This is a genomic window from Teichococcus aerophilus (assembly GCF_014490485.1).
GTDB classification, from domain to species: Bacteria; Pseudomonadota; Alphaproteobacteria; order Acetobacterales; family Acetobacteraceae; genus Pseudoroseomonas; species Pseudoroseomonas aerophila.
Genome location: NZ_JACTVA010000003.1, coordinates 153395 through 175466, shown reverse-complemented (window position 1 = coordinate 175466; position 22072 = coordinate 153395). Strand labels below are relative to the sequence as shown.

Sequence of the window (22072 nt, the reverse complement as noted above, 5' to 3'; positions counted from 1 at the left end):
CCCTGGCCTGGAGATCCCTGATGACCCCGACCCGTCGCGCCTTGCTCCTCGCCGCTGGTACCGTACCGTTCCTGCGCGTCCCGGCCCGTGCCCAGGCCAGCGCGGGCGTGCTGCGCTTCGGCCTCTCGGCCTTCCCGCCGAACCTGCAGCCCTGGGTCAGCACCGGCGCCTCGGCCGGCACGGTGAAGATGCTCATCCACCGCCGCCTCATCTCCTACGACGAGAAGGGCGAGTTGCGGGGTGAGCTGGCGACCTCCTGGGCCCATGGGGATGACGGCGTCTGGACGTTCCGCCTGAACCCTGCTGCCAAGTTCCAGAATGGCGAGCCGGTGACGGCCGAGGACGTGAAGTGGAATATCGAGCAGATCGCCGGGGAGCGCTCCACCGCCTATATGCGGACGCAGCTCCAGGCCATCTCGAGCATCGAGACGCCGGACGCGCACACGGTGCGCCTGATTACGCGGGAGCCGGTGGCACCGCTGCCGCATTGGTTCGCCGGCTACAACATGGGCATCATCTGGCGGAAGTCGGAGGCCAATAACCCGATCGGCGCCGGCCCCTTCCGCGTCACCGCGCAGGAGCGTGGCAGCTCGATGGAGCTGACGGCGGTGCCGAACCACTGGCAGGCCGGCCTGCCGAAGGTGAAAGGCATCAAGCTGACGGTGTATGCGGACGAGAACCTGCGCGCCGCCGCCCTGCAGTCCGGCGATGTCGACATGATCGAGTACGTGCCGTGGCAGTCGATGGACGCGGTGGAGGCCGATCCGCGCCTCAGCCTGGATGCCGTCGAGGGCCCGTTCATGGACGTGGTGTTCAACGGCGCGCGCGGCCCGTTCACCGATGCGCGGGTGCGGCGCGCGGTGGCGCATGCCATCAAGCGGGAAGATATCGTCAAGGCCGCCTTCTTCGGCCGCGGCAAGGCACTGGAGGGCATCCCGATCATCGAGGGTTCGCCCTACTACGATGCGGAGCTGGCGAAGGGCTGGGCCTACGACCCCGCCCGCGCCAAGGCTCTGCTGGCTGAGGCCGGCGTGCCCAACGGCTTCCAGACGACGCTTCTGGCCACCGCCCAGTACGGCATGCACAAGGACACGGCGGAAGTGGTGCAGCAGCACCTGGCCGCCATCGGCATCCAGTGCGAGCTGCGGCTGCCGGATTGGTCCACCCGCGTCAGCCTCGGCACGCGCGGGCAGTACGAGATCGCCATCCATGGCACCGCCGCCGAGAATAATGACCCCGACGGGCTCTCGGCCTTCTTCGATACCTCGCTCTCGCCGTCCCACGGCCGCTCCTACATGGTGCAGGCGCCGCGCACGGTGGAGGCGCTGGCGAAGGGCCGCGCCGAGTTCGACCCGGCCCGGCGTATCGAGGCCTACAAGGCATTCCAGCGCGCGGCGCTGGAGGAAGTGCCGATGGTTTGCCTCGCCTGGCGTTCCCAGGGCTATGGCTTCGACAAGAGCGTGAAGGGCTTCGTCAACCTGCCCGGCGCGCTCACGACCTCGTCCGGTGCCATGCTCGAACAGACGTATTTCGGCTGATGTGGTGGTTGCTCCGCCGCATCGGCGTCTCCCTCGCCCTGGCCTGGATCGTGGCCACCATCGTCTTCATGACCCTGCACATGGTGCCGGGCGACCCTGCGGAGATCCTGCTCTCCACCGGCGGCGTGGCGCCGGACCCGGCCGCCGTGGCCGAGCTGCGGGAACGGCTGGGGCTGGAACAGCCGTTGTTGACGCAGTACGGCCAGTTCCTGCTCGGCCTGACGCGTGGCGACCTCGGCACCTCGCTGGTAGATGAGTACCCGGTGTTGGATGAGATCGCGCTGCGCCTGCCGCGTACGCTGGAACTGATCTTCGCCGGCACCATCCTGGCGGTGATCGTCGCCATTCCCGCCGGTACCTGGGCGGCGCTGCACCGGGGCGGGGTGTTCGACCGTATCGCCTCCGGCACCGCGGCGTTCCTGCTGGCAGTGCCGGTGTTCGTGGTCGGCACCGTGCTGGTGCTGGTATTCGCGCAGATGCTGCGCATCATGCCGGCCGGCGGCTACGTGCCCTTCGCGCAGAACCCCGGGCAGCACATGACCTTGCTGGCCATGCCGGCCGTGGCCATCGCCAAGGGCCTGGCCGCGGTGGTGTTCCGCATGACCCGCGCTTCGGTGCTCGATGCACTGTCCCGCGACTATGTGCGGACTGCGCGCGCCAAGGGCATTTCCCCGACCCGCGTGCTGGTGCGCCACGTGGTGCGCAATGCGCTGACGCCGGTGCTGACGGTGCTGGGCCTGCACATGGGCACGCTGCTGGGCGGCACGGTGCTGGTGGAATACGTGTTCAACTGGCCCGGCATGTCCACGCCGCTGCTGCGCGCCGTGGAAGCCCGCGACTACCCGATGGTCGTCGGTATCGTGCTGACCATCTCCGGCTTGTTCCTGCTGATCAACCTGATCATGGACCTGCTCTACGCCGCCCTCGATCCGCGGATCCGCACGGCATGAAGAAGCTCTGGCTGCCTGGCACGATCGTCGGGCTAATCATCCTCGTCGCCATCCTGGCCCCGCTGCTGGGGCTGATGGACCCGGTGCGGCAGGACATCGCCAACCGCCTGGCCGGGCCGATGAATGGCTCGCCGCTCGGGCGGGACGAATTCGGGCGGGATGTGTTCTCCCGCCTCATCTGGGGCGCGCGTACCAGCCTGGGCGTCGCCTTCGCCTCGGCGCTGATCGCCGGTGTCATCGGCACCGCCTTCGGCCTGATCGGCGGCTGGTTTCGTGGCTGGGGCGAGATCTTCACCGTGCGCAGCATGGATATCATCCTATGCTTCCCGCCGGTGCTGCTGGCGCTGCTGGTGGTCACGCTGATGGGCCCGGGCGCCGGCACGCTGATCCTGGTGCTGTCCGTGCTCTACCTGCCCGGCTTCGCCCGCGTGACCTATGCGGAGGTCCTCTCCGCCCGTAGCCTGGACTATGTGGAAGCGGTGCGCGCACTGGGTGCGCCGACCTGGCGCATCCTGTTCCGCACCGTGCTGCCGAATGTCGCCGGCCCTGTGCTGGTGCAGCTCTCGCTGGCCGTGGCCTCCGCCGTGGTGCTGGAGAGCGGGCTGAGCTTCCTCGGCCTCGGCGTCGTGCCGCCATCGCCCAGCTGGGGCCTGATGATCCGTGGGGCGCGCGCCACCATGGAGCAGGCGCCGATGCTGCTGCTGTGGCCCTGCGCCGCGCTGACCCTGACCATCCTGGCGATGAACCTGCTGTGCGACGGCCTGCGCGACGCGGTGGACCCGCGCACCCCCGCCACCCGCCGCCGCATCCGGGTGGTGGACCGCCTGCTGCCTGGCTTGCTGCCGGCGGCTGCACCGCAGACCGAGGCGGTGCTGGACGTCCGCAACCTGACCGTGGAGATTGCCACGCCACGCGGCGCCATCCGCCCGGTACAGGGTGTTTCCCTGCAGGTCTTCGCCGGTGAGACGCTGGCGGTGGTGGGCGAGAGCGGCTCCGGCAAATCGGTGACGGCGACGACGGTGATGGGGCTGATGCCGCCTATCGCCCAGGCGGTGGAAGGCCAGGCCTGGCTGGGTGGGCGGGACCTGCTGCGGCTGACGGAGCCGGAACTGCGCGCGCTACGCGGTGGCCCGATGGCCATGGTGTTCCAGGACCCGATGAGCAGCCTGAACCCGGTGCACACCGTGGGTGCCCAGGTGGTCGAGGCGATCCAGGCGCACCAGAAGATTTCCTCCTCCGACGCCTGGAAGCAGGCGGAGCAGCTGTTCAAGCGCGTTGGCATCGCCGATCCGCAGAAGCGGCTGCGTGTGTATCCGCACGAGATGTCCGGCGGCATGCGGCAGCGCGTGATGATCGCCATGGCCATCGCCAACCGGCCGAAGCTGCTGATCTGCGATGAGCCGACCACGGCGCTGGACGTGACGGTGCAGGCGCAGATCCTGGACCTGCTGAACGCCCTGAAGCGCGAGACCGGCATGGGGATGATCTTCATCACCCACAGCCTCGGCGTCGTCTCGGAAATCGCCGACCGGGTGGCGGTGATGTATGCCGGGCAGGTAGTGGAGCAGGGCAGCGTGGCCGAGGTGTTCGGCAACCCGCTGCACCCCTATACCCGCGCCCTGCTGGAAGCGGTGCCGGAGGGCGATGAGCCGCCGGTCGGTATTCCCGGCATCGTGCCGCAGCCGCATGCCTTTCCCGTCGGTTGCCGTTTCGCCCCGCGCTGCCGCTTCGCCACCCCGGCTTGCGAGGCCGCGCCGCTGCCGCTGGAGGAAATCCGCGCCGGTCGGGAGGTGCGCTGCATCCGCTGGCATGAACTGACCCCCACGGAGGCCGCGGCATGAACGCCCCGTTGATCGAAGCCGTAGGCCTCTCCAAGACCTTTCCCGGCAAGGGCCTGTTCCGAAAGGGCAAGCCGGTGCAGGCGGTCAAGCATATCGACGCCTCCGTGGCGCGCGGTGAGGCCGTCGGCGTCGTCGGCGAAAGCGGCTCCGGCAAGAGCACGCTCGGGCGGCTGATGCTGGGGCTGATGCCGGTGACGGAAGGCAGCGTCCGCTTCGACGGCAAGCTGATGAACGAGGCGTCGCGCAGCGAGTGGCGCCAGCTTCGCAAACGCATGCAGATCGTCTTCCAGGACCCGTATGGCAGCCTGGACCCGCGCCGTCGGGTGGGCGACCAGATTGCCGACGGCATGAAGATCCATCGCCTGCTGCCGGCCGAACAGCGCCGGCAACGGGTGGCGGAGCTGCTGGCGAAGGTCGGGTTGGACCCCAGCCACGCGCAGCGCTACCCGCACGAATTCTCCGGCGGGCAGCGGCAGCGCATCGGCATCGCCCGCGCGCTCTCCACCGGCGCCGAGTTTCTGGTGGCGGACGAGCCCGTCTCCGCCTTGGATGTTTCCATCCAGGCGCAGGTCATCCAGCTGTTGAGCGAGCTGCGGCGGGATCTCGGCCTGGCGATGCTGTTCATCAGCCACGACCTGCCCGTGGTCGCCAATCTGTGCGACCGGGTGATCGTGATGTATCTGGGCCGGGTGATGGAGGAGGGGCCGGCGAAGCATATCTTCGCCAATCCCGTGCACCCCTATACCCGGGCGTTGCTCTCCGCGACGCCGATGCTGGACCCGGAGAAGCGCGCCAAGCGCATCCTGTTGCAGGGCGATCCGCCCAGCCCATCCAACCCGCCATCCGGCTGCGTCTTCCGCACGCGCTGCGCCCATGCGCGCGATGCCTGCGCGGAAGCCGTGCCCGAATTGCGGCCCTTCGGCGACGGCACCGCGCGCGTCGCCTGCATCCGGGCGGAAGAGATCATCTGAGCCCGCCCGGCTCTTTCTCGAGAATGGAGTATCAAGCGTGGCAGCACTGACCAAGCCCAAGGTTCATATGGGTACGCTGACCGGCGGGGAGGGGCGTGAAGCCTTCGCCAAGAATCCCATCATCCTGCTGCCCATGGGCAGCCATGAGGACCAGGGCCCGCACGCGCCCATGGGCGACTACCTGCTGGCCGAGAAGGTGGCCGAGCTGGCCGCCATCCGCGCCACCGAGGCCGGCACGCCCACCTATGTCGCGCCCGTGCTGCCCTTCGGCGGCGCCGACTGGTTCGGCCCGATGGTCGGCGGCATCGCCATCAGCCAGGCGACGCTGATCAGCGTCATCACCGACATGGTGGAGAGCCTGCACCGCAACGGCCTGACGCGCATCATCGTCGTCAACGGCCATGGCGGCAATGTCGGGCCGATCGCCGAGGTGGCGCGCAAGCTCTACCTGGAAAAGAAGGTCGTCCTGCCCAGCCTGTACCTTTGGAAGATCAGCTACGGCCTGCTGCCGGGCCTGATCGGCGCCGAGAAGGCCAAGGCTGTGTCCGGCCACGGTTCGGACCCGCTGACCAGCATCGGCCTGCACCTGTTCCCGGAACTGATCCGCAAGGATTTGATCCCCGAGGGCAAGAAGCTGAAGAACGATAGCGTGCTGGGCCTGCCCTATACCGGCCTCGGCACCGCCAGCTTCGACGGCGCCGAGGTGGGCCTGCCGATGGAGTATGACGACACCTATCATGACGGCGTCGCCGGCGGTGACCCGAAGCTGTGCTCGGCCGAGACGGGTGCGGTGCTGGTGGAGAAGCTGACGGATATCGTCGCCCGCTTCTCCGCCCACTTCGCGAGCAAGATCAAGGCCTGATCTGAAAAGTAAGGCTGGGGGAATGAATTCCCCCAGGCCCCCTTCTTTTCTTTTTGCGGAGTTTGAGGTCGTGGCCGTTGCGGGCGGACCTCAACAGCCGGGATGCTTCGGAAGGTCCGCGATTTCAGCAGCCGAGCGTTTGGCCTGCTCCACATGCGGCCTATTGGTACAAAGCCAAAACTCGAAGAAAAAAGCAGGGGTCCGGGGAATTCATTCCCCGGCCTTTCTCATTTCTGGCCGGTCTTCACCGCCGGCATTCCCGCCGCGATCACCAGCGCCAGCGCCGCCGCGCAAAGCCACCAGTTCTGCCACGCGCCGAAGCTGGCGAAGAAGGTGACGAAGCCGGAGGCCAGCGCACCCATAGCGGCGGCTGGCACCGCCCCACGCCCTGCCGCCAGCCCCAGCAGCAGCAGCGCCAGCGCCGCTAGCCCGGTGCCGACCCAACCGAGTTCCAGGCGGATCTGCAACGGCCCGTTATGCGGGTGCAGCGGCAACAATCGCAGATGCGGCTCCGCGAACCAGGCGAGCAGGTCCGGCCGCGTCACGCCCAGCCGCGCCAATTGCTCGGGCGAGGGGCGGGCATCGCCGCCGGGGACGATGCGGGCGGATTCCATGCCCCAGCCGGTCAGTGGCTTCTCGGCGGCGCGGCCCAGCGCGAAATCCCAGATCAGCAGGCGGTGGATGGCGGAAGGCGGGATGCGCTCGATCTGCGGCCGCGCGGCGCTGATGGCAGGACCGAGCAGCGCCGGGGTGGCGACCATCGCCAGCGCCAGCAGCACCGCGATGGGCCGCGCGGCGCATGGGCGGAACGCCACCAGCGCGGCCACGGCCAACCCGGCCAGGGCGGCGAGCTTGGCGGTATCGCCCGGCAACGCCAGCAGCACGGCGCCGCCGGCCAGAAGCGCCAACACGCGCCAGCGCGCCGGCAACCAGGCCCCGGCCAGCAGCGGCAGCAGCAGCGCCATGACGGAGGCGGCCGGCTTCAGCCCGAAGGCCAGGCTGGGCGGCACCTCCCTCAGCCCGCGCACGCCGGCGCGGATGGCGTTTCCACTCACATGGTCGGCCAGCGCCGTCGCCAGGCCGATGCCCAAGCCGATCAGCACCGCATGCCCGAGGCGGCGGCGCTGGGCGGGGTCGTCGCGGCGGACGGCCTCGGCGGCGGCGGCGGCCAGCAGGATCATCCCCGCCAGCACCAGCCCTTCGGAGAGCGAGCGGCGCGGATCGATGGCCCAGAGCGCCGAGAGCGCGCCCCAGCCACCCAGCACCAGCCCGGCCCACAGCACCGGGCCCCGCGGTACCGCCCAGGCCCCCTGCCGCAGCCGCGCCAGCAGGATGCAGGCCACCAGCGCCACCAGCCCGATCGGCGTCATCGCCTTGGATTGCAGCACGGCGGCGAAGGGCGCCACCAGCGCCGCCACCATCAGCGGCAGGCTGGGGGAGCGCCAGTCGATCGATGTCGCTTCGATCGGCTTGGTCGGGGTCATGCGGCGGGCCTCGGGCGGTTCGCCTTCCCTCTAGAGCATGATCGCCCGGGGTGAAATCGCGGAAGCCCGGGGGCTGTGTGGGCGACGAGGCCAATGGCGCTGGGCAGGTTGTGAACGGAGCGTGATGAACGCGCACCGCATCACCGATTGTAGCGGCGCCTTGGCCGGGACATAGCGAAGGGGACAGGGAGAGTTCAGGTCATGCAGGCAGTGGAAACGGCCCGGCGGCAGCGGGAATGGATGTGGGCCGGCCTGGCCATCCTGGGAATCATCCTGGCCATGGCGGCGACGGAGCTGGCCATGGGCCGGGTGCTGATCTGCACCTGCGGCACCGTGAAGCTGTGGCATGGCGCGGTGAACAGCGCCGAGAATTCGCAGCAGCTGATGGACTGGTACACCCTGTCCCACGTCATCCACGGCCTGTTGTTCTACGGCGCCACGCGCTGGCTGTTCCCGCGCCGCGGCCTGCCATTCCGAGCCGTGGTCGCCACCGTGGTCGAAGCCGCGTGGGAGATTGCCGAGAACAGCCCCCTCATCATCAACCGCTACCGCGAGGCGACGATGGCGCTGGGCTATACCGGGGACAGCGTGGTGAACTCGGTGGCCGATGTGCTGGCCATGCTGGTGGGCTTCGCACTGGCGGCACGGCTGCCGGTCTGGGTCTCGGTCGGGCTTGGCGTGGCGATGGAGCTGGTGGCGCTGCTGGTCATCCGGGACAACCTGACGCTCAACGTACTGATGCTGCTCTGGCCGGTGGACGCCATCCGCGTCTGGCAGGCGGGCTGACCATCCACGCTGCCGGCCCCGGCGCGTAGCCGCCAGGGCCGGAAATGGCGGCAGGCGGCAGGTCGCGCGGGCAAACATGGCATGGGCGCGCGATCGCGGCTTCTACCGGCGCGGCGCACGGCTTAAATCTGCCCGACGCGCGCAGGAGACGTCCGCCATGGCCGAGATCAAACCGCATTCCGCCCATTGGGGCGCCTTCGATGCCGTGGTGGAGAATGGCCGCGTCACCGGCGTGCGGCCCTTCGCGCTGGACCCGTATCCCGGCGCGCTGATCCAGTCGGTGCCGGATGCGGTGCATTCGAAGGTGCGGATCGACCAGCCCTATATCCGCGCCGGCTGGCTAAAGGGCGAGCGGCGCGGCGCCACCCGCGGCGGCGACGCCTTCGTGCCCGTGTCCTGGGACAAGGTGACGCGCATCCTGGCCGAGGAGGCCGGCCGCATCCGCGCCGAACATGGGCACACCTCCATCATGGGCGGTTCCTATGGCTGGTCCTCCGCCGGGCGGTTCCACCATGCGCGCAGCCAGTTGCAGCGCTTCCTGGGGCTGGGCGGCGGCTACACCACGCAGGTGACCAACTACTCCTACGGCGCCGGCATGACGCTGATGCCGCATATCGTCGGCACCAACGACATCATGCAGGGCCCGGTGACGGACTGGCCCAGCATCGCCAAGCACACCAGGCTGATGCTGTGCCTGGGCGGGCTTCCGCTGAAGAACGCTCTGGTCACCGCTGGCGGTGCCGGCGCGCATGAATACGTGCCCTGGCTGAAGCAGGTGGCTGCGGCGGGCGTGCGCTTCGTCAACATCTCGCCCTTCAAGGGCGATACGCCGGACTTCCTGGATGCCGAGTGGATTCCGATCCGCCCGAATACCGACACCGCGCTGATCCTCGGCATGGCGCACGCCATCCTGGCGGCGGGGCTGGAGGACCGGGACTTCCTGGCCACGCGCTGCGTCGGCTGGGACAAGCTGCGCCCCTACATTCTGGGTGAGACGGACGGTACGCCGAAGACGCCGGAATGGGCCGCCGCCATCACCGAGGTGCCGGCCGAGACCATCCGCCGGCTGGCGCTGGAAGCCGCCGGCGTGCCGACGATGCTGACCGCCACCTGGTCCATCCAGCGCGCCGAGCATGGCGAGCAGCCCTGGTGGATGCTGGTGGCGCTGGCCGCCATGCTGGGCGGCATCGGCCAGCCGGGCAGGGGCGTTGCCTTCGGCTATGGCAGCCTGAACGGCATGGGCACCCCGCGCTGGGAACTGCCTTCCGTCTCCCTGCCCGCCACGCGCAACCCGGGCGGCGTCGCCATCCCCGTGGCGCGGGTGACGGAGTTGTTCGAGCGTCCGGGCGAGATCCTGCAATATAACGGCCGGGATATCGTGCTGCCGGATATCCGCATGATCTGGTGGGCCGGCGGCAACCCGTTCCATCACCACCAGGACCTGAACCGCATGCTGCGCGGCTGGTGCCAGGCGGAGACCATCGTGGTGCAGGAACCGTGGTGGACCTCCCCGGCGCGCCACGCCGACATCGTATTGCCGGCGACGACGACGCTGGAGCGGAACGACATCGGCTCCTCCTCCCGCGACCGTTTCATCCGCGCCATGCACCAGGCCATCCCACCCATCGGCCAGGCGCGCAACGACCACGACATGCTGGCGGACATCGCCGAGGCCAGCGGCTTCCGGGACCGCTTCACGGAGCAGCGCAACGAGGATGCCTGGCTGCGCCACATGTACGACCGCTGGCGCACCGCCTGCGGCCGCATGGGCTTCGACGCGCCGGATTTCGACCGCTTCTGGGCGGAAGGCCATGTCGAGGTGCCGCGCCCGGCCGAGGATTTCGTCCTCTTCGGCGATTTCGCCCGGGACCCGGAGGCGCACCCGCTGAACACGCCCTCCGGCAAGGTGGAGTTGTTCTCCGAGACCATCGCCGGCTTCGGTTATGAGGAGATCGGCGGCCATCCGGAATGGAAGGCGCCGCAGGAGTATCTCGGTGGCGCGCTGGCGCAGCGCTTCCCGCTGCACCTGTTGTCCTACCAGCCGGCCACGCGCCTGCATGGGCAGCTGGACCAGGGGCGTGTCGCCGCCGCCAGCAAGATCCAGGGGCGGGAGCCGATGCTGATGCACCCGTCCGAAGCCGCCGCGCGCGGGCTGCGGGATGGCGATGTGGTGCGGGTGTTCAACGACCGCGGCGCCACCCTGGCGGGCTTGCGCGTCTCGGACGGCATTCGCCCCGGCGTCGTCGCCATGGCCACCGGCGCGTGGTGGGACCCGGTGGGGGACGGGCTGGACCGCCACGGCAACCCGAATGTGCTGACGGCGGATCTCGGCACCTCCCGCCTCGGCCAGGGCTGCGCGGCGCAATCCTGCCTGGTGCAGGTGGAGGCGTTCACCGACGCCCTGCCGCCCCTGACCGTGACCGAACCGCCCGCGCGGCTTGAGGAAGTCCTGGCCTGATGCTCTCCCGCCGCCTGCTGCTCGGCAGCGTTGCCGCGCTGCCGCTGCTGCCCGCCGCCGCGCGGGCGCAGACCACCACGCTGGACATGCCGCCCCAGGCGCTGCCGGTGAAGCTGGATGACAGCGTGGCCCCCGGCTACCGCCGCGCCGTGGCGATGCGGTGGGGGGACCGGGTGATGTTCGACGCGCCCGACTGGAACCCGGCCAGCCCGACGCCGCAGGCCGCCGCCACCCAATTCGGCTGGGATGCGCGGCTCTGCGCCATCGTCACGCCGCCTGCAGCGGCGGATGGGGTGCAGCGCGCCATCCTGGCCATCGCCCACCCGACGGTGGAGGCGGCGATGGCCTTCCCCGACGGGCGGGACCGCCCCGCCGTGGCCGCCGCGATGCAAGGCGCCACGTTGCTGAATGTCGAGGCACGCGGCCAGGCTTGGCTGGTGACCGATGGCGGCTACCAGTCCCGCCGGCTGACGGCGGACACCCTGTGCTGCATCACCGGCCCGGCCGCCGCCAGTGTCGGCGACGTGGTGCAGGGCCTGCTGGCCGTCAGCGGTGGTTGCGCCACCCCCTGGGGCAGCCTGCTGCTGGCCGAAGGCGACCCGGCACCCTGGATCAGCCGCCTGCGCGGCCTGGATGCCCGCTTTACCGACGGCACCCGCTTCGGTTGGGTGGCGGAGCTGGACGCGGCCGACCCCCAGGCCATCCCGGCCAAGCGCACCGCCCTGGCGCGCTTCCCGCGTGGCGACGTGGCGGCGGCTCTGACGCGCGATGGGCGCGCCGTGGTCTACCTCAGCGACCACCGCGCTTTCGGCCACCTGTTCCGCTTCATCTCCACCGGCCCGGTGACGGAGCCGGATGCGCTGGATAGCGGCACGCTCTCCGTCGCGCGGCTGGAAGGGCAGGGCATCGCCTGGGCGCCGCTTCCCGCCGGGGCCGAAACCCTGTTGAACCCGGTAGCCGCCGCCAGCCAGGCCGGCGCCACTTCGTTCGACCTGCCGGCGGGGCTGGCAGTCGATCCGCGTTCCGGCCGCCTCTATCTCGCCTGCCAGGGCAATGCGGCGCGGCGGCCGGACCAGGTGGATGCGCTGAACCCGCTGGCCGGCAGTTCCTCCGGCCATGTCATCGAGTTCGCGCCTGCGGGCGGCGACCATGCGGCCGACCGCGCCGCCGCCAGCCTCCTGCTGGTGGGCGGCCAGCCGCCGCAGCGCTTTGCCGCGCTACGCAGCGCCTGGCCGGATGCGCCCGCCACCCTGGCAGTGGACCCGCGCGGCCGGTTGTGGATCGGCACCGACCATGGCGGGCGCGTCGGCCAGGCGCCGGACACGCTGTATGGCTGCGATACGGATGGGCCGGGCCGTGGCTTCCCGCTGCCGCTCTATGGCGCCCCGCGTGCCGCCGGCATGGGTGGCGCGGCGATGACACCGGATGGGCTGGCACTGTTCGCCGTGGTGCGCCGCCCGGGTGCCGAGCCGGACGCCAGCTTCGCCCGGCCCGCGACCCGCTGGCCGCAATTCGACCCCGCGCTGCCGCCGCGCAGCACCGTGTTGGTGCTGTCCCGAGAGCAGGGCGGCCTCATCGGCGGCTGACATGCGGGTTGGACCGGCCGGCCCTTCCCAGCTCAGCCTTCTTCCGGCACCAGCACGGCCAGACGGCGTGGGGCGATGAGGCGGTAGCTGCGGCGGACCAGCGCCGCCACTTCCGCCCAGTCCGTCCCGGCATTCATGCGGATGCCCACCCAGCCTTTCGGCCCCAGATAGGGCGGGGCGAAGAAGCGGTCCGGCGCCGCTTCGATTAGAACGGCCTGGCTGCCGCGCGGTGCCTTGACCCAGACGGCTTGCCCGTCCTGCTTCAGCCCTTCGCGCCCCGGCGCCATGGCGAAGATCTTGTCCCGCACCCGGAAGGTGGGGGCGTCCCAGGTCGTCCGCTCCTCCGCTTCCGGCAGCGCCAGGCAGATGCGGCGCAGGCGGGCCTCAGACATGGTGCCGCGCCGGTGGCGCCGTGAACAGGACGAGGCAGCCCAGGATGCCGGCGAGCGCCGAGCCGCCGATGATGCCGAACTTCACCTCGCTCTGCAGAAGCGGCGAATCCGCGAAGGCCAGCAGGCCGATGAACAGGCTCATGGTGAAGCCAATGCCGCAGAGCAGCGCCGTGCCCAGCATGTGCTGCCAGCGCGCGCCCATCGGCATCGGCGCGACGCGCAGCCCCACCATCAGCCCCACCGCGCCCATCACGCCGATGACCTTGCCCAGCAGCAGCCCGAAGCCGACGCCGAGCGTCAGCGGCGCCAGCACCGTCTCCATCCCCGCGCCGGCGAAGGAGACGCCGGCATTGGCGAAACCGAAGATGGGTACGATGACGAAGGCCACCGGCCTCTGCAGCACATGTTCCAGCGACAGGAGCGGGGAGGCATCGCCGGCGCGCATCGGGATGGTCAACGCCAGCAGCACGCCGGCGATGGTGGCGTGCACGCCGGATTGCAGCACCAGGAACCACAGCACCACGCCCAGCAGCAGGTAGGGCCATAGCACGCGCACGCCGCGCAGGTTCATCGCCACCAGGATGGCCAGCACGGCGGCGGCGCCCAGCAAATGCGGCAGGGACAGCGCGCCGGAATAGAACAGCGCGATGATCACCACGGCGCCAAGATCGTCGATGATGGCCAGCGCCGCCAGGAACACCTTCAGCGATGCCGGTACGCGCGGGCCGAGCAGCGAGAGCACGCCCAGCGCGAAGGCGATGTCCGTCGCGGTCGGGATGGCCCAGCCGCGCATCGCCACCGGGTCCGCCCGGTTGAAGGCGACGTAGATGAGCGCCGGCACCAACATGCCGCCCATGGCCGCCACGCCCGGCAGGATGCGGCGGGACCAGCTGGAGAGCTGGCCTTCCAACATCTCCCGCTTAATCTCCAGCCCGACGAGCAGGAAGAACACCACCATCAGCCCGTCATTCACCCAGTGGGAGACAGAGAGCGGGCCCAGATAGGCGTGGAGCGCCGCGAAGTAGCCCGGTGCCAGTGCCGAGTTGGCGACGATGATCGCCAGCGCTGCGAAGCCCATCAGGACCAGCCCACCGGATGCTTCCGAATTCAGGAAGTTGCGAAGCGTGGACAGGGCATGCGGGCGGCGCGGGTTCATCCAGTCTCTCCAACAACGGCAGCACCGGGGTAGCAGCGGGCCGGACGCCGGGCCAGCCTAAACGGGCCGCCCGGCTTGCACCGGCGCCGATTGGCCCCGAGACTGTCCGCGCCGCCCGAAGAGCAAGGACCGACCGCCCCAATGCCCCCCGCCGCTTCACTGGACTTTTTGGGAGAGGTGCTGGACGCGCCGCCCCCGCCTGCCTCGGCCGCGGATGCCGTGGCGCTGGCGCGCGAGCATTTCGGCCTGGAGGTGGCGGCAAAGCCGCTGACCGGGGAACGCGACCGCAACTTCCACCTGCGGGCCACCGACGGTGCCGAATACGTGCTGAAGGTGGTGCATCCCGGCGAGGACCCGGCGGTGACCGACTTCCAGAGCCAGGCGCTGCTGCATCTGGCGCAGGTGGCGCCGGACCTGCCTGTGCCGCGCGCGCACCTGCCGCTGGCCGTGCGGTGGGAGGTGCCGGGCCAGCCATCGCGGCTGGTGCGGGTGTATTCCTGGCTGCCCGGCCGGCCGCTGCACCTGGCCGCGCCCGGCCCCGCGCTGCGGCGGGAGCTCGGTACGCTGCTGGCGCGGCTGGGGCAGGCGCTGGAGGGCTTCAGCCACCCGGCGCAGAACCATGTGTTGTTGTGGGACATCCAGCACGCCGCCCGCGTAAGGCCGCTGCTGGCGCATCTGGCCGATAAGGCGCAACGCGCGATCCCCGAGCGCCTGCTGGATGTGTTCGAGCAGCAGGCGGTGCCGGCGATGCGGACGCTGCGCAAGCAGGTCATCCACAACGATTTCAACCCGCACAACGTGCTGGCGGACGCGGTGGACGATACGCGCATCGCCGGCGTCATCGATTTTGGCGACATGGTCCATGCGCCGCTGGTGCAGGACCTGGCCACCGCCTGCGCCTACCACGTGCAGCCGCAGGGCCACCCGTTGGACGGCCCGGCCGAGATCGCCGCCGCCTTCCACGCCGTGCGCCCGCTGCTGAAGGAGGAGCTGGACATCCTGTTCGACCTGCTGGCGGTGCGCGCCGTCATCAGCGTCGCCATCAGCGGCTGGCGGGCGCAGAAGCAGCCTGAGAACGCGCCGTACATCCTGCGGAACTATCCGACGGCCTGGGCCGGGATGGAACGCCTGGCCGCCATCCCGCGCGAGGAAGCCCGCGCCATCTTCCACGCCGCCTGCGGAAGGAACTGACGACCGTGACGATGATCAATGCTTTCGATGCCAAGGCCACCAACGGCATCGCCCCGCGCGAGCAAGCGCTGATCGAGCGGCGGCAGAAGCTGCTCGGCCCCGCCTACCGCCTGTTCTACGCCAAGCCGGTGCATGTGGTGCGGGGGGAAGGCGTCTGGCTCTACGACCCGGACGGCAATGCGTATCTGGACGTGTACAACAACGTCGCCAGCGTCGGGCATTGCCACCCGCATGTGGTCGCGGCTCTGTCCCGCCAGGCGGCGACGCTGAACACCCACACGCGCTACATCAACGATGTGATTCTCGACTATGCCGAGAAGCTGCTGGGCTATTTCCCGCCCGAGCTGTCGCACGTCATGTTCACCTGCACGGGCAGCGAGGCCAACGACCTCGCCTACCGCGTGGCGCGCAGCTACACGGGCGGCACCGGCTTCATCGTCACGCAGCTGGCCTATCACGGCGTGACGGTGGCGATTTCGGAGATGTCGCCCTCGCTCGGCAATGGCATCCAGCTCGGCCCGAATGTCCGCACCGTGCCGGCGCCGGACCTGTACCACGCCAACGGCCAGGATGTGGGCGAGGCGTTCGCGGCGGCCGTGCGCGCCGCCATCGCGGACATGCGGGAAGCGGGCATCAAGCCGGCGGCCCTGCTGGTCGATACCATCTTCTCCAGCGACGGGGTGTTCGCCGACCCGCCGGGTTTCCTTGCGCCGGCGGTGGCGGCGATCCGGGAGGCCGGCGGCCTGTTCATCGCCGACGAGGTGCAGCCGGGCTTCGGCCGCACGGGTGAGGGGATGTGGGGCTTCCAGCGCCACGGTATCCTCCCGGACCTGGTGACCATGGGCAAGCCGATGGGCAACGGCCACCCGATCGCCGCCATGGTGGCGAAGCCCGAGATCCTGGACGCCTTCGGGGAGCGCACCCGCTACTTCAACACCTTCGGCGGCAACCCTGTCTCCTGCGCCGTCGGCCAGGCGGTGCTGGAGGTGATCGAGGGTGAGAACATCATCCAGAACGCGCGGGACACCGGTGCCTATCTGCGCGACGGATTGCGGGCCCTGGCCACGCGCCACGAGGCCATTGGCGACGTACGTGGCGTCGGGCTGTTCATTGGCGTGGAACTGGTGAAGGACCGCGCCACCCGCGCCCCGGATGGCGAGATCACCGCCAAGCTGGTGAACGGGTTGCGGGAGCGCCGGGTGCTGATCAGCGCCGCCGGGCCGCATGCCAACGTCCTGAAGATCCGCCCGCCGCTGGTGTTCCAGCGCGAGCATGCCGACCGGTTCCTGGAGGCGATGGAAGCCACCCTGGCCGAGATTGCCTAGGGCATGTGACCGCCGCCGGTCGGACCGACCGGCGGCAAGGAGCCTGGCAGCCCGGGCCTGTGAGCGGGCCACTATGGGACGGCTACGCTCCAGCCGCTTCTTGACGTCGCCCGGGTGGTTTCTGGTAGTCTGATCACAGAAACGCGAGGAGAACAAAGCCAGCACGCTCGATGCTTGACGGCAATGTTCGTGCTATGTTCTGTTCCCTGTATGCCGCAGTCACCTGCCTTCTCCCTCGCTACTCCCCCGCTGCGGCAGCGGCCGCATTGGCCGGCCCGCGCAGCCTGGCAGGTCGCGCGGGCAACCCCCCTCCGCCGGCTCCGCCAGGCCCTTTGGAACTTCCGCGTCCACCCGCTGCTGCGGGAAGGGATGCTGGGCGGTATTCTCGGCATTGCCGCCGCCTGGCTCGCCGCCTGGGCCGCGCTCTGGCTGACATCTTGAGGCATTAGGCCGCTCTGCCGGAGGCCTTTCGTTAACCGTAATTCACGCAAACTGCGGCCTTATTGCCGGGTTAGCGTTCGGTTGATCAGAAAGGGAGCCATCGGTGCAGAGACGCAGCCTATTGTTCAAATTCGCCGCTGCATTAGGGCTCACGACCGCCGCCACGGTGGCGACGAGCACGGAAGCCGAGGCCCAGCCGGGGCCGCCGCATCGTCACCGCCGCCGCTGGCGCCGCCCGCCGCCACCCCCGCCGCCGCGTCACCGCCGCCGGCACTATCCGCCGCCGCCGCCGCGCCGCCACTGGTAATGTAACGACGCGCCGCCTCAGCCTGGCAGCCCCGGTCGTTGGCTGTCCATCCTGTGGCGGCGCGGCGTCGTGTCTGCCCGGCCCGAGGCGTCAGACCGAAAGGTAGCGCGCCCGAACCTCGTCATCCGCCATCAGCGCCGCCATGCTGGCGGTATGGCGCAACTGCCCGGTCTCGATCAGGCAGGCACGGTCCGCCACCGCATTCGCGAAAGCGAGGTTCTGTTCGGAAAGCAGGATCGACAGCCCCTCCCGCTTCAGTGCCAGGATGGCCTCGGCCATACGCTCCACCACCACCGGGGCCAGGCCTTCCGAAGGCTCATCCAGCAGCAACAGGCGCGGGTTGCCCATCAGAGTGCGGGCGATGGTCAGCATCTGCTGTTCCCCGCCACTCATCCGCCCACCCGGGCGCCGGCGCATCTCGGCCAACACAGGGAACAGCGTATAGGCGCGTTCCGGGTTCCAGCCCTGGCTGCCGGCGGGTGCGGCGCGGCGGCCGACCTCCAGGTTTTCCTCCACGGTCAGCTCGGCGAAGATGCGGCGGTCCTCCGGCACGTAGCCGATGCCGGCGCGGGCGATCTCGAACGATGCGCGCCCCGCAAGGTCCTTGCCATCCAGCAGCACCTGCCCGGCGCTCGGCGGCACCACGCCCATGATGGCCTTCATCGTCGTGCTCTTGCCGGCGCCGTTGCGGCCTAGCAGGCACACCACCTCGCCCTGCGCCACGTCCAGCGAGACGCCGTGCAGAATATGCGCCCGGCCGTAATGCGCGTGCAGCCCGTCCACCCGCAGCATCAATGCACCCCGCTCTGACCGAGATAGACGTCGCGCACCCGCGCATCGGCCCGCACCTGCTCCGGCGTGCCGCCGGCGATCAGCTTGCCGCGGTCCAGCACCAGGATGCGGTCGGCGTGGCCGAACACCACGTCCATGTCGTGCTCGGTGAACAGCACGGCGATACCGGCGTCGCGGGCGATGCGGGCGGTCAGCGCCATCAGCCCGGCGCGTTCGGCCGGGGCCATGCCGGCGGTGGGCTCGTCCATCAACAGCAGGCGCGGCTCGTTAGCCAGGGCGATGGCCAGTTCCAGCCGCTTCAGGTCGCCATAGGCCAGCACGCCGCAGGGCCGCCCGGCCTGTTCCGCCAGCCCGACGCGGGCCAGGGCGGCCGCGGCTTCCGCCACGAACTGCGCCGCCGCCGGCCGCCACAGCCCGAACAGGCGCCGGTGGTGGGACAGCAGCGCCATCCGCACATTGTCCAGCACCGTCATCGACGCGAAGGTGGCGGTAACCTGGAAGGTGCGGCCGACCCCCAGCCGCCACACGATGCGTGGCGCCAGCCCGGTGATGTTCCGCCCCAGCAGGTGCACGCTGCCGGCCTCCGGGCGGATCTGGCCGTTGAGCATGTTGAAGCACGTGCTCTTGCCGGCGCCGTTGGGGCCGATCAGCGCCAGCATCTCCCCGGCCTGCACGGCCAGCGAGACGCCATCCACCGCCGCCACGCCGCCCCAGGATTTGCGCAGGCCGTTGGCTTCCAAGACCGGGGTCGTCATGCGCGGTCGTCCTCGCGCCGCCGCAGCGCACCGGCCAGGCCGCCGGGGAAGAACAGCACCAGCGCCAGGATGGCCACGCCCAGCACCAGCCGCCACAGATCGGAAATCCGCACCAACTGTTCCTGCAGCCCGCTATAGGCCACGGCGCCCAGCAGCGGCCCCAGCACGGTCTGCACCCCGCCCAGCAACACCATCACCAGCGCATCGACGCTGCGCGGGATGCCGAGGAAGGAGGGGAACACGCTGCCCTTGCCATAGGCGAACAACGCCCCCGCCATGCCGGCGGCGGCCGCCGCGATGGCGAAGCCGACCCAGCGCACCCGCAGCGTATCGATGCCGATGGCTTCCGCCCGCAATGGCGAATCCCGCTGCGCGCGCAGCGCCATGCCGAACGGCGCGTATAGCAGCCGGCGCAGCAGCACCACGCCCAGCCCGCACAGCGCCAGCGCCAGGTACCAGAATACCAGCTTGCCCCGCGCCCATTCACTGGGCCAGACGCCGAGGATGCCGTTGTCGCCACCCGTCACTTCCACCCACTGGAAGGCGGTGCTCCAGGCAATTTGCGCGAAGGCCAGCGTCAGCATGGCGGAATAGACGCCGGAGAGCCGCACGCAGAACCAGCCGAACACCAGCCCGACGATGCCGGCGGCGAAGGGGGCGAACACCAGCCCGACTTCCATCGGCGCCGCGAAGTGCTTGGCCAGCAGGGCGGCGCCATAGGCCCCGGCGCCGAAATAGGCGGCGTGTCCGAAGCTGGCCATGCCGCCGGGACCCATGATCAGGTGCAGGCTGGCGGCGAACAGCACCATCATCGCCATGTCGGCCATGACGGAGAGCGCGTAGTCGCCCAGGAAGGGCGGCAGCACGACCAGCAGCACCAGCGCCACGGCGCCCGCCTGCACCAGCCAGCGCGGCGCGCGCGGCAAGGGTGGGGATGGCACGGCGGCCGGCAGCAGGCCGGACGGCTTGCGCCCCAGCAGCCCGTGCGGGCGCAGGACCAGCACGGCCGCCATCACCAGGAAGGCCAGCACCAGCGTGATGCGGGGGAAGACCAGGATGCCGAAGGCGTGCAGCTCACCGATCAGCAGCGCGGCCAGGAACGCACCGCCCAGGCTGCCCAGCCCGCCGATGACGACGATGACGAAGGCCTCGACGATGACGGCCATGTCCATGTGCAGGTTCACCGCCTCACGCGGCAATTGCAGCGCGCCGGCCAGCCCGGCCAGCGCCGAGCCGAGTGCGAAGACGCTGGTGAACAATCGCCGCTGATCGACTCCCAGCGCCGCCACCATCTCCCGATCCTGCGTGGCGGCGCGAAGCAGGATGCCGAATCGCGTGCGGTGGAACAGCAGCCACAGCAGCCCCAGCATCACCGGGCCGACGCAGATCAGGAACAGCTCATAGCGCGGGAAGCGCAGGCCGAGGATCTCCGTCGCGCCCCGCAGCAGCGGCGCACGCGGCCCCAGCAGATCCTGCGGTCCCCAGATTAGCAGGGCGATATCCTGCACGACCAGCACGACGGCAAACGTCGCCAGCAGCTGGAACAATTCCGGCGCGCGGTAGATCCGCCGCAGCAGCAGGAATTCGATGGCGGCGCCGATCAGCCCGGTGGCGAGCGCCGCCAGCAGCACCCCGCCCCAGAAGCCGAAGAAGCCCCCGAGTTCCGCCAGCGGCCCGTGGCTGGTGAGTGTCCAACCCAGATAGGCGCCCAGCATGTACAGGCTGCCATGGGCGAAATTGACGATGCGGCTGACGCCGAAGATCACCGTCAGCCCGGCCGCCACCAGGAACAGGGAGGACGCGCTGGCCAGCCCGTTCAGCGCCTGGACGATCAGCGAGTCCAAATCGTGCTACCCCTGCGGACGCCAGCCCCGGACCACGTCATCCGCCGGCAGGTAGTTGGCGCCGTCGGCGTAGCGCCAATCCACCATGCCGCCAATGCGGCCGTTCAGCTTGGTGCGGCCGACGAAGCAGCCTAGCGTCGCCTGGTGGTCGATCTTGCGGAACTCTACCTCGCCGGTGCCGTAGGCGGTGGGGTAGCGGATGCCTTCGAACGCATCGACCATCGCTTCCGTCTGCGTGCTGCCGGCCTTCTTCAGCATGGCGGCGATGGCCAGCACCAGGTCGTAGCCGACGACGGAGCCGCATTTCGGCGCCTCGTTGAAACGCTTGCGGTAGGCTTCGCGGAAGGCGGTGTGCACCGGGTTCTCCAGCGAGTCGCGCGGGTAGCCGGTGACGATCCAGCCTTCGGGGCATTCCTCCCCCAGTGGCTCCAGGTACTCCGGCTCGCCGCTCAGCATGGAGGCGACGGTGCGGTTCTCGAACAGCCCGCGCGTATTGCCCTGGCGGACGAAGTTGGTGAGGTCCACGCCAAAGGTGACATTGAAGATGGCATCCGGCCGCATCCGCTCCAGCGCCTGCACCGTCGCGCCGGCATCGATGCGGCCGAGGGCGGGGAACTGCTCGCCGACGAACTCGACATCCGGCTTGGCCTTCTGCAGCAACTCGCGGAACCAGCGCACGGCGGACTGGCCGTACTCGTAGTTGGGCGCCACGGTGGCCCAGCGCTTCGCGGGCAGCTTGGCGGCTTCTTCCACCAGCATCGCGGCCTGCATGTAGGTGCTGGGGCGCAGGCGGAAGGTGTAGCGGTTGCCCTTGGACCAGACGAGCGCGTCCGTCAGCGGCTCACCCGCCGCGTAGAGGATTTTGTTCTGCAGCGCGTAATCACCCAGCGCCAGCCCGACATTGGAGAGATAGCCGCCGGCGATGAAGGCCACTTTCTCGGCGTTCACCAGTTCACCGGCGATGCGGATGGCGTCTTCCGGCTTGCCGGCATCGTCCCGGTGCAAGGTCTCCAGCGGGCGGCCGTTGATGCCGCCGGCGGCGTTGATCTGCTCCTGCGCCAGGATCCAGCCGTTGCGGTAGGGGCCGAGGAAGGCGGGCTGCGCGGTGTAGGAATTGATCTCGCCGATGCGGATGGGGCCACTGCCCTGGGCGACGGCAGGCCGCGCCAGGGCATGTCCCGCCACGCCCGCGGCCAGGCCGCCCAGCAGCATGCGGCGACGGAGGGAGAGGAGGCTATCGGACATCGCGGTCTTCCTTTTACGGACGCCACCCATCGCGCCATCCGGCATGGATGACAAGATGGTCGGAATGCGATCCCTGGCAGCCTGAGCAGCCGCAACCGGGCATCGCAAAAGCAGGCACGAGCTTAGTCCGTGGCCGCCGGGGGTGCAC

The 22072-nt window shown here is 69.9% G+C and carries 18 protein-coding genes; 11 read left to right on the top strand and 7 right to left on the bottom strand.

Going from position 1 to position 22072, the window contains the following annotated elements:
• Positions 1–20: 20 nt before the first annotated feature.
• The 5 genes from IBL26_RS03235 to IBL26_RS03215 are packed head-to-tail and all read left to right on the top strand — an operon-like array spanning position 21 to position 6162.
• Positions 21–1538: an ABC transporter substrate-binding protein gene (locus IBL26_RS03235; RefSeq protein ID WP_241748947.1), complete on the top strand. Its 1518-nt coding sequence runs from the start codon at positions 21–23 to the stop codon at positions 1536–1538.
• The gene (locus IBL26_RS03230; protein WP_187783000.1) at positions 1538–2488 is read left to right on the top strand and encodes an ABC transporter permease; all 951 of its coding nucleotides are present in this window, start codon (positions 1538–1540) and stop codon (positions 2486–2488) included. The genes IBL26_RS03235 and IBL26_RS03230 overlap by 1 nt, the downstream gene beginning before the upstream one ends.
• Positions 2485–4329 (top strand): dipeptide/oligopeptide/nickel ABC transporter permease/ATP-binding protein, encoded by a 1845-nt coding sequence (locus tag IBL26_RS03225; protein WP_187782999.1) that lies wholly within the window; start codon positions 2485–2487, stop codon positions 4327–4329. The genes IBL26_RS03230 and IBL26_RS03225 overlap by 4 nt, the downstream gene beginning before the upstream one ends.
• Positions 4326–5300: an ABC transporter ATP-binding protein gene (locus IBL26_RS03220; protein ID WP_187782998.1), complete on the top strand. Its 975-nt coding sequence runs from the start codon at positions 4326–4328 to the stop codon at positions 5298–5300. Before IBL26_RS03225 ends, IBL26_RS03220 begins: the two co-directional genes overlap by 4 nt.
• Before the next feature lie 37 nt (positions 5301–5337).
• The gene (locus IBL26_RS03215; protein WP_367615361.1) at positions 5338–6162 is read left to right on the top strand and encodes a creatininase family protein; all 825 of its coding nucleotides are present in this window, start codon (positions 5338–5340) and stop codon (positions 6160–6162) included.
• A 227-nt stretch (positions 6163–6389) separates the two neighbouring features.
• Here IBL26_RS03215 and IBL26_RS03210 read toward each other — a convergent pair whose 3' ends face one another.
• Positions 6390–7646: a hypothetical protein gene (locus tag IBL26_RS03210; RefSeq protein WP_187782997.1), complete on the bottom strand. Its 1257-nt coding sequence runs from the start codon at positions 7644–7646 to the stop codon at positions 6390–6392.
• A gap of 201 nt (positions 7647–7847) precedes the next feature.
• On the opposite strand from IBL26_RS03210, the gene IBL26_RS03205 reads away from it, so the two are divergent.
• The 3 genes from IBL26_RS03205 to IBL26_RS03195 all read left to right on the top strand — a co-directional run bounded on the left by IBL26_RS03205 (position 7848) and on the right by IBL26_RS03195 (position 12476).
• The gene (locus IBL26_RS03205; protein ID WP_187782996.1) at positions 7848–8432 is read left to right on the top strand and encodes a DUF2585 domain-containing protein; all 585 of its coding nucleotides are present in this window, start codon (positions 7848–7850) and stop codon (positions 8430–8432) included.
• A gap of 157 nt (positions 8433–8589) precedes the next feature.
• Complete coding sequence (locus IBL26_RS03200; protein WP_187782995.1) at positions 8590–10890, top strand: molybdopterin-dependent oxidoreductase; 2301 nt, start codon at positions 8590–8592, stop codon at positions 10888–10890.
• Complete coding sequence (locus IBL26_RS03195) at positions 10890–12476, top strand: PhoX family protein (protein ID WP_187782994.1); 1587 nt, start codon at positions 10890–10892, stop codon at positions 12474–12476. The genes IBL26_RS03200 and IBL26_RS03195 overlap by 1 nt, the downstream gene beginning before the upstream one ends.
• Positions 12477–12508: 32 nt before the next feature.
• Here IBL26_RS03195 and IBL26_RS03190 read toward each other — a convergent pair whose 3' ends face one another.
• Together IBL26_RS03190 and nhaA are read right to left on the bottom strand one after the other, a co-directional pair.
• On the bottom strand, positions 12509–12868 hold the full coding sequence (locus IBL26_RS03190) for an MmcQ/YjbR family DNA-binding protein (RefSeq protein WP_187782993.1): 360 nt from the start codon (positions 12866–12868) through the stop codon (positions 12509–12511).
• Positions 12861–14024, bottom strand: a complete 1164-nt coding sequence (gene nhaA, locus IBL26_RS03185) for a Na+/H+ antiporter NhaA (RefSeq protein WP_187782992.1) — start codon at positions 14022–14024, stop codon at positions 12861–12863. Before nhaA ends, IBL26_RS03190 begins: the two co-directional genes overlap by 8 nt.
• Positions 14025–14165: 141 nt before the next feature.
• Between nhaA and IBL26_RS03180 the strand changes: the two genes are divergently transcribed.
• From IBL26_RS03180 to IBL26_RS03170, 3 genes are all read left to right on the top strand, one after another.
• Positions 14166–15215 (top strand): phosphotransferase, encoded by a 1050-nt coding sequence (locus IBL26_RS03180; RefSeq protein WP_187782991.1) that lies wholly within the window; start codon positions 14166–14168, stop codon positions 15213–15215.
• Positions 15216–15226: 11 nt separating this feature from the next.
• Entirely contained in the window at positions 15227–16540 is a 1314-nt protein-coding gene (locus IBL26_RS03175; protein ID WP_187783076.1) for an aspartate aminotransferase family protein, read from the top strand.
• A 210-nt stretch (positions 16541–16750) separates the two neighbouring features.
• Positions 16751–16981, top strand: coding sequence for a hypothetical protein (locus IBL26_RS03170; protein ID WP_187782990.1), 231 nt, complete (start codon positions 16751–16753; stop codon positions 16979–16981).
• A gap of 397 nt (positions 16982–17378) precedes the next feature.
• Here IBL26_RS03170 and IBL26_RS03165 read toward each other — a convergent pair whose 3' ends face one another.
• The 4 genes from IBL26_RS03165 to IBL26_RS03150 are packed head-to-tail and all read right to left on the bottom strand — an operon-like array spanning position 17379 to position 21924.
• Positions 17379–18080 (bottom strand): ABC transporter ATP-binding protein, encoded by a 702-nt coding sequence (locus IBL26_RS03165; protein WP_187782989.1) that lies wholly within the window; start codon positions 18078–18080, stop codon positions 17379–17381.
• Positions 18080–18835, bottom strand: coding sequence for an ABC transporter ATP-binding protein (locus tag IBL26_RS03160; RefSeq protein WP_187782988.1), 756 nt, complete (start codon positions 18833–18835; stop codon positions 18080–18082). The genes IBL26_RS03165 and IBL26_RS03160 overlap by 1 nt, the downstream gene beginning before the upstream one ends.
• Positions 18832–20679 carry an ABC transporter permease gene (locus IBL26_RS03155; protein WP_187782987.1) on the bottom strand — a complete coding sequence of 616 codons (1848 nt, stop codon included), beginning with the start codon at positions 20677–20679 and terminating at the stop codon, positions 18832–18834. The genes IBL26_RS03160 and IBL26_RS03155 overlap by 4 nt, the downstream gene beginning before the upstream one ends.
• A gap of 6 nt (positions 20680–20685) precedes the next feature.
• On the bottom strand, positions 20686–21924 hold the full coding sequence (locus IBL26_RS03150; protein ID WP_187782986.1) for an ABC transporter substrate-binding protein: 1239 nt from the start codon (positions 21922–21924) through the stop codon (positions 20686–20688).
• Positions 21925–22072 lie beyond the last annotated feature (148 nt).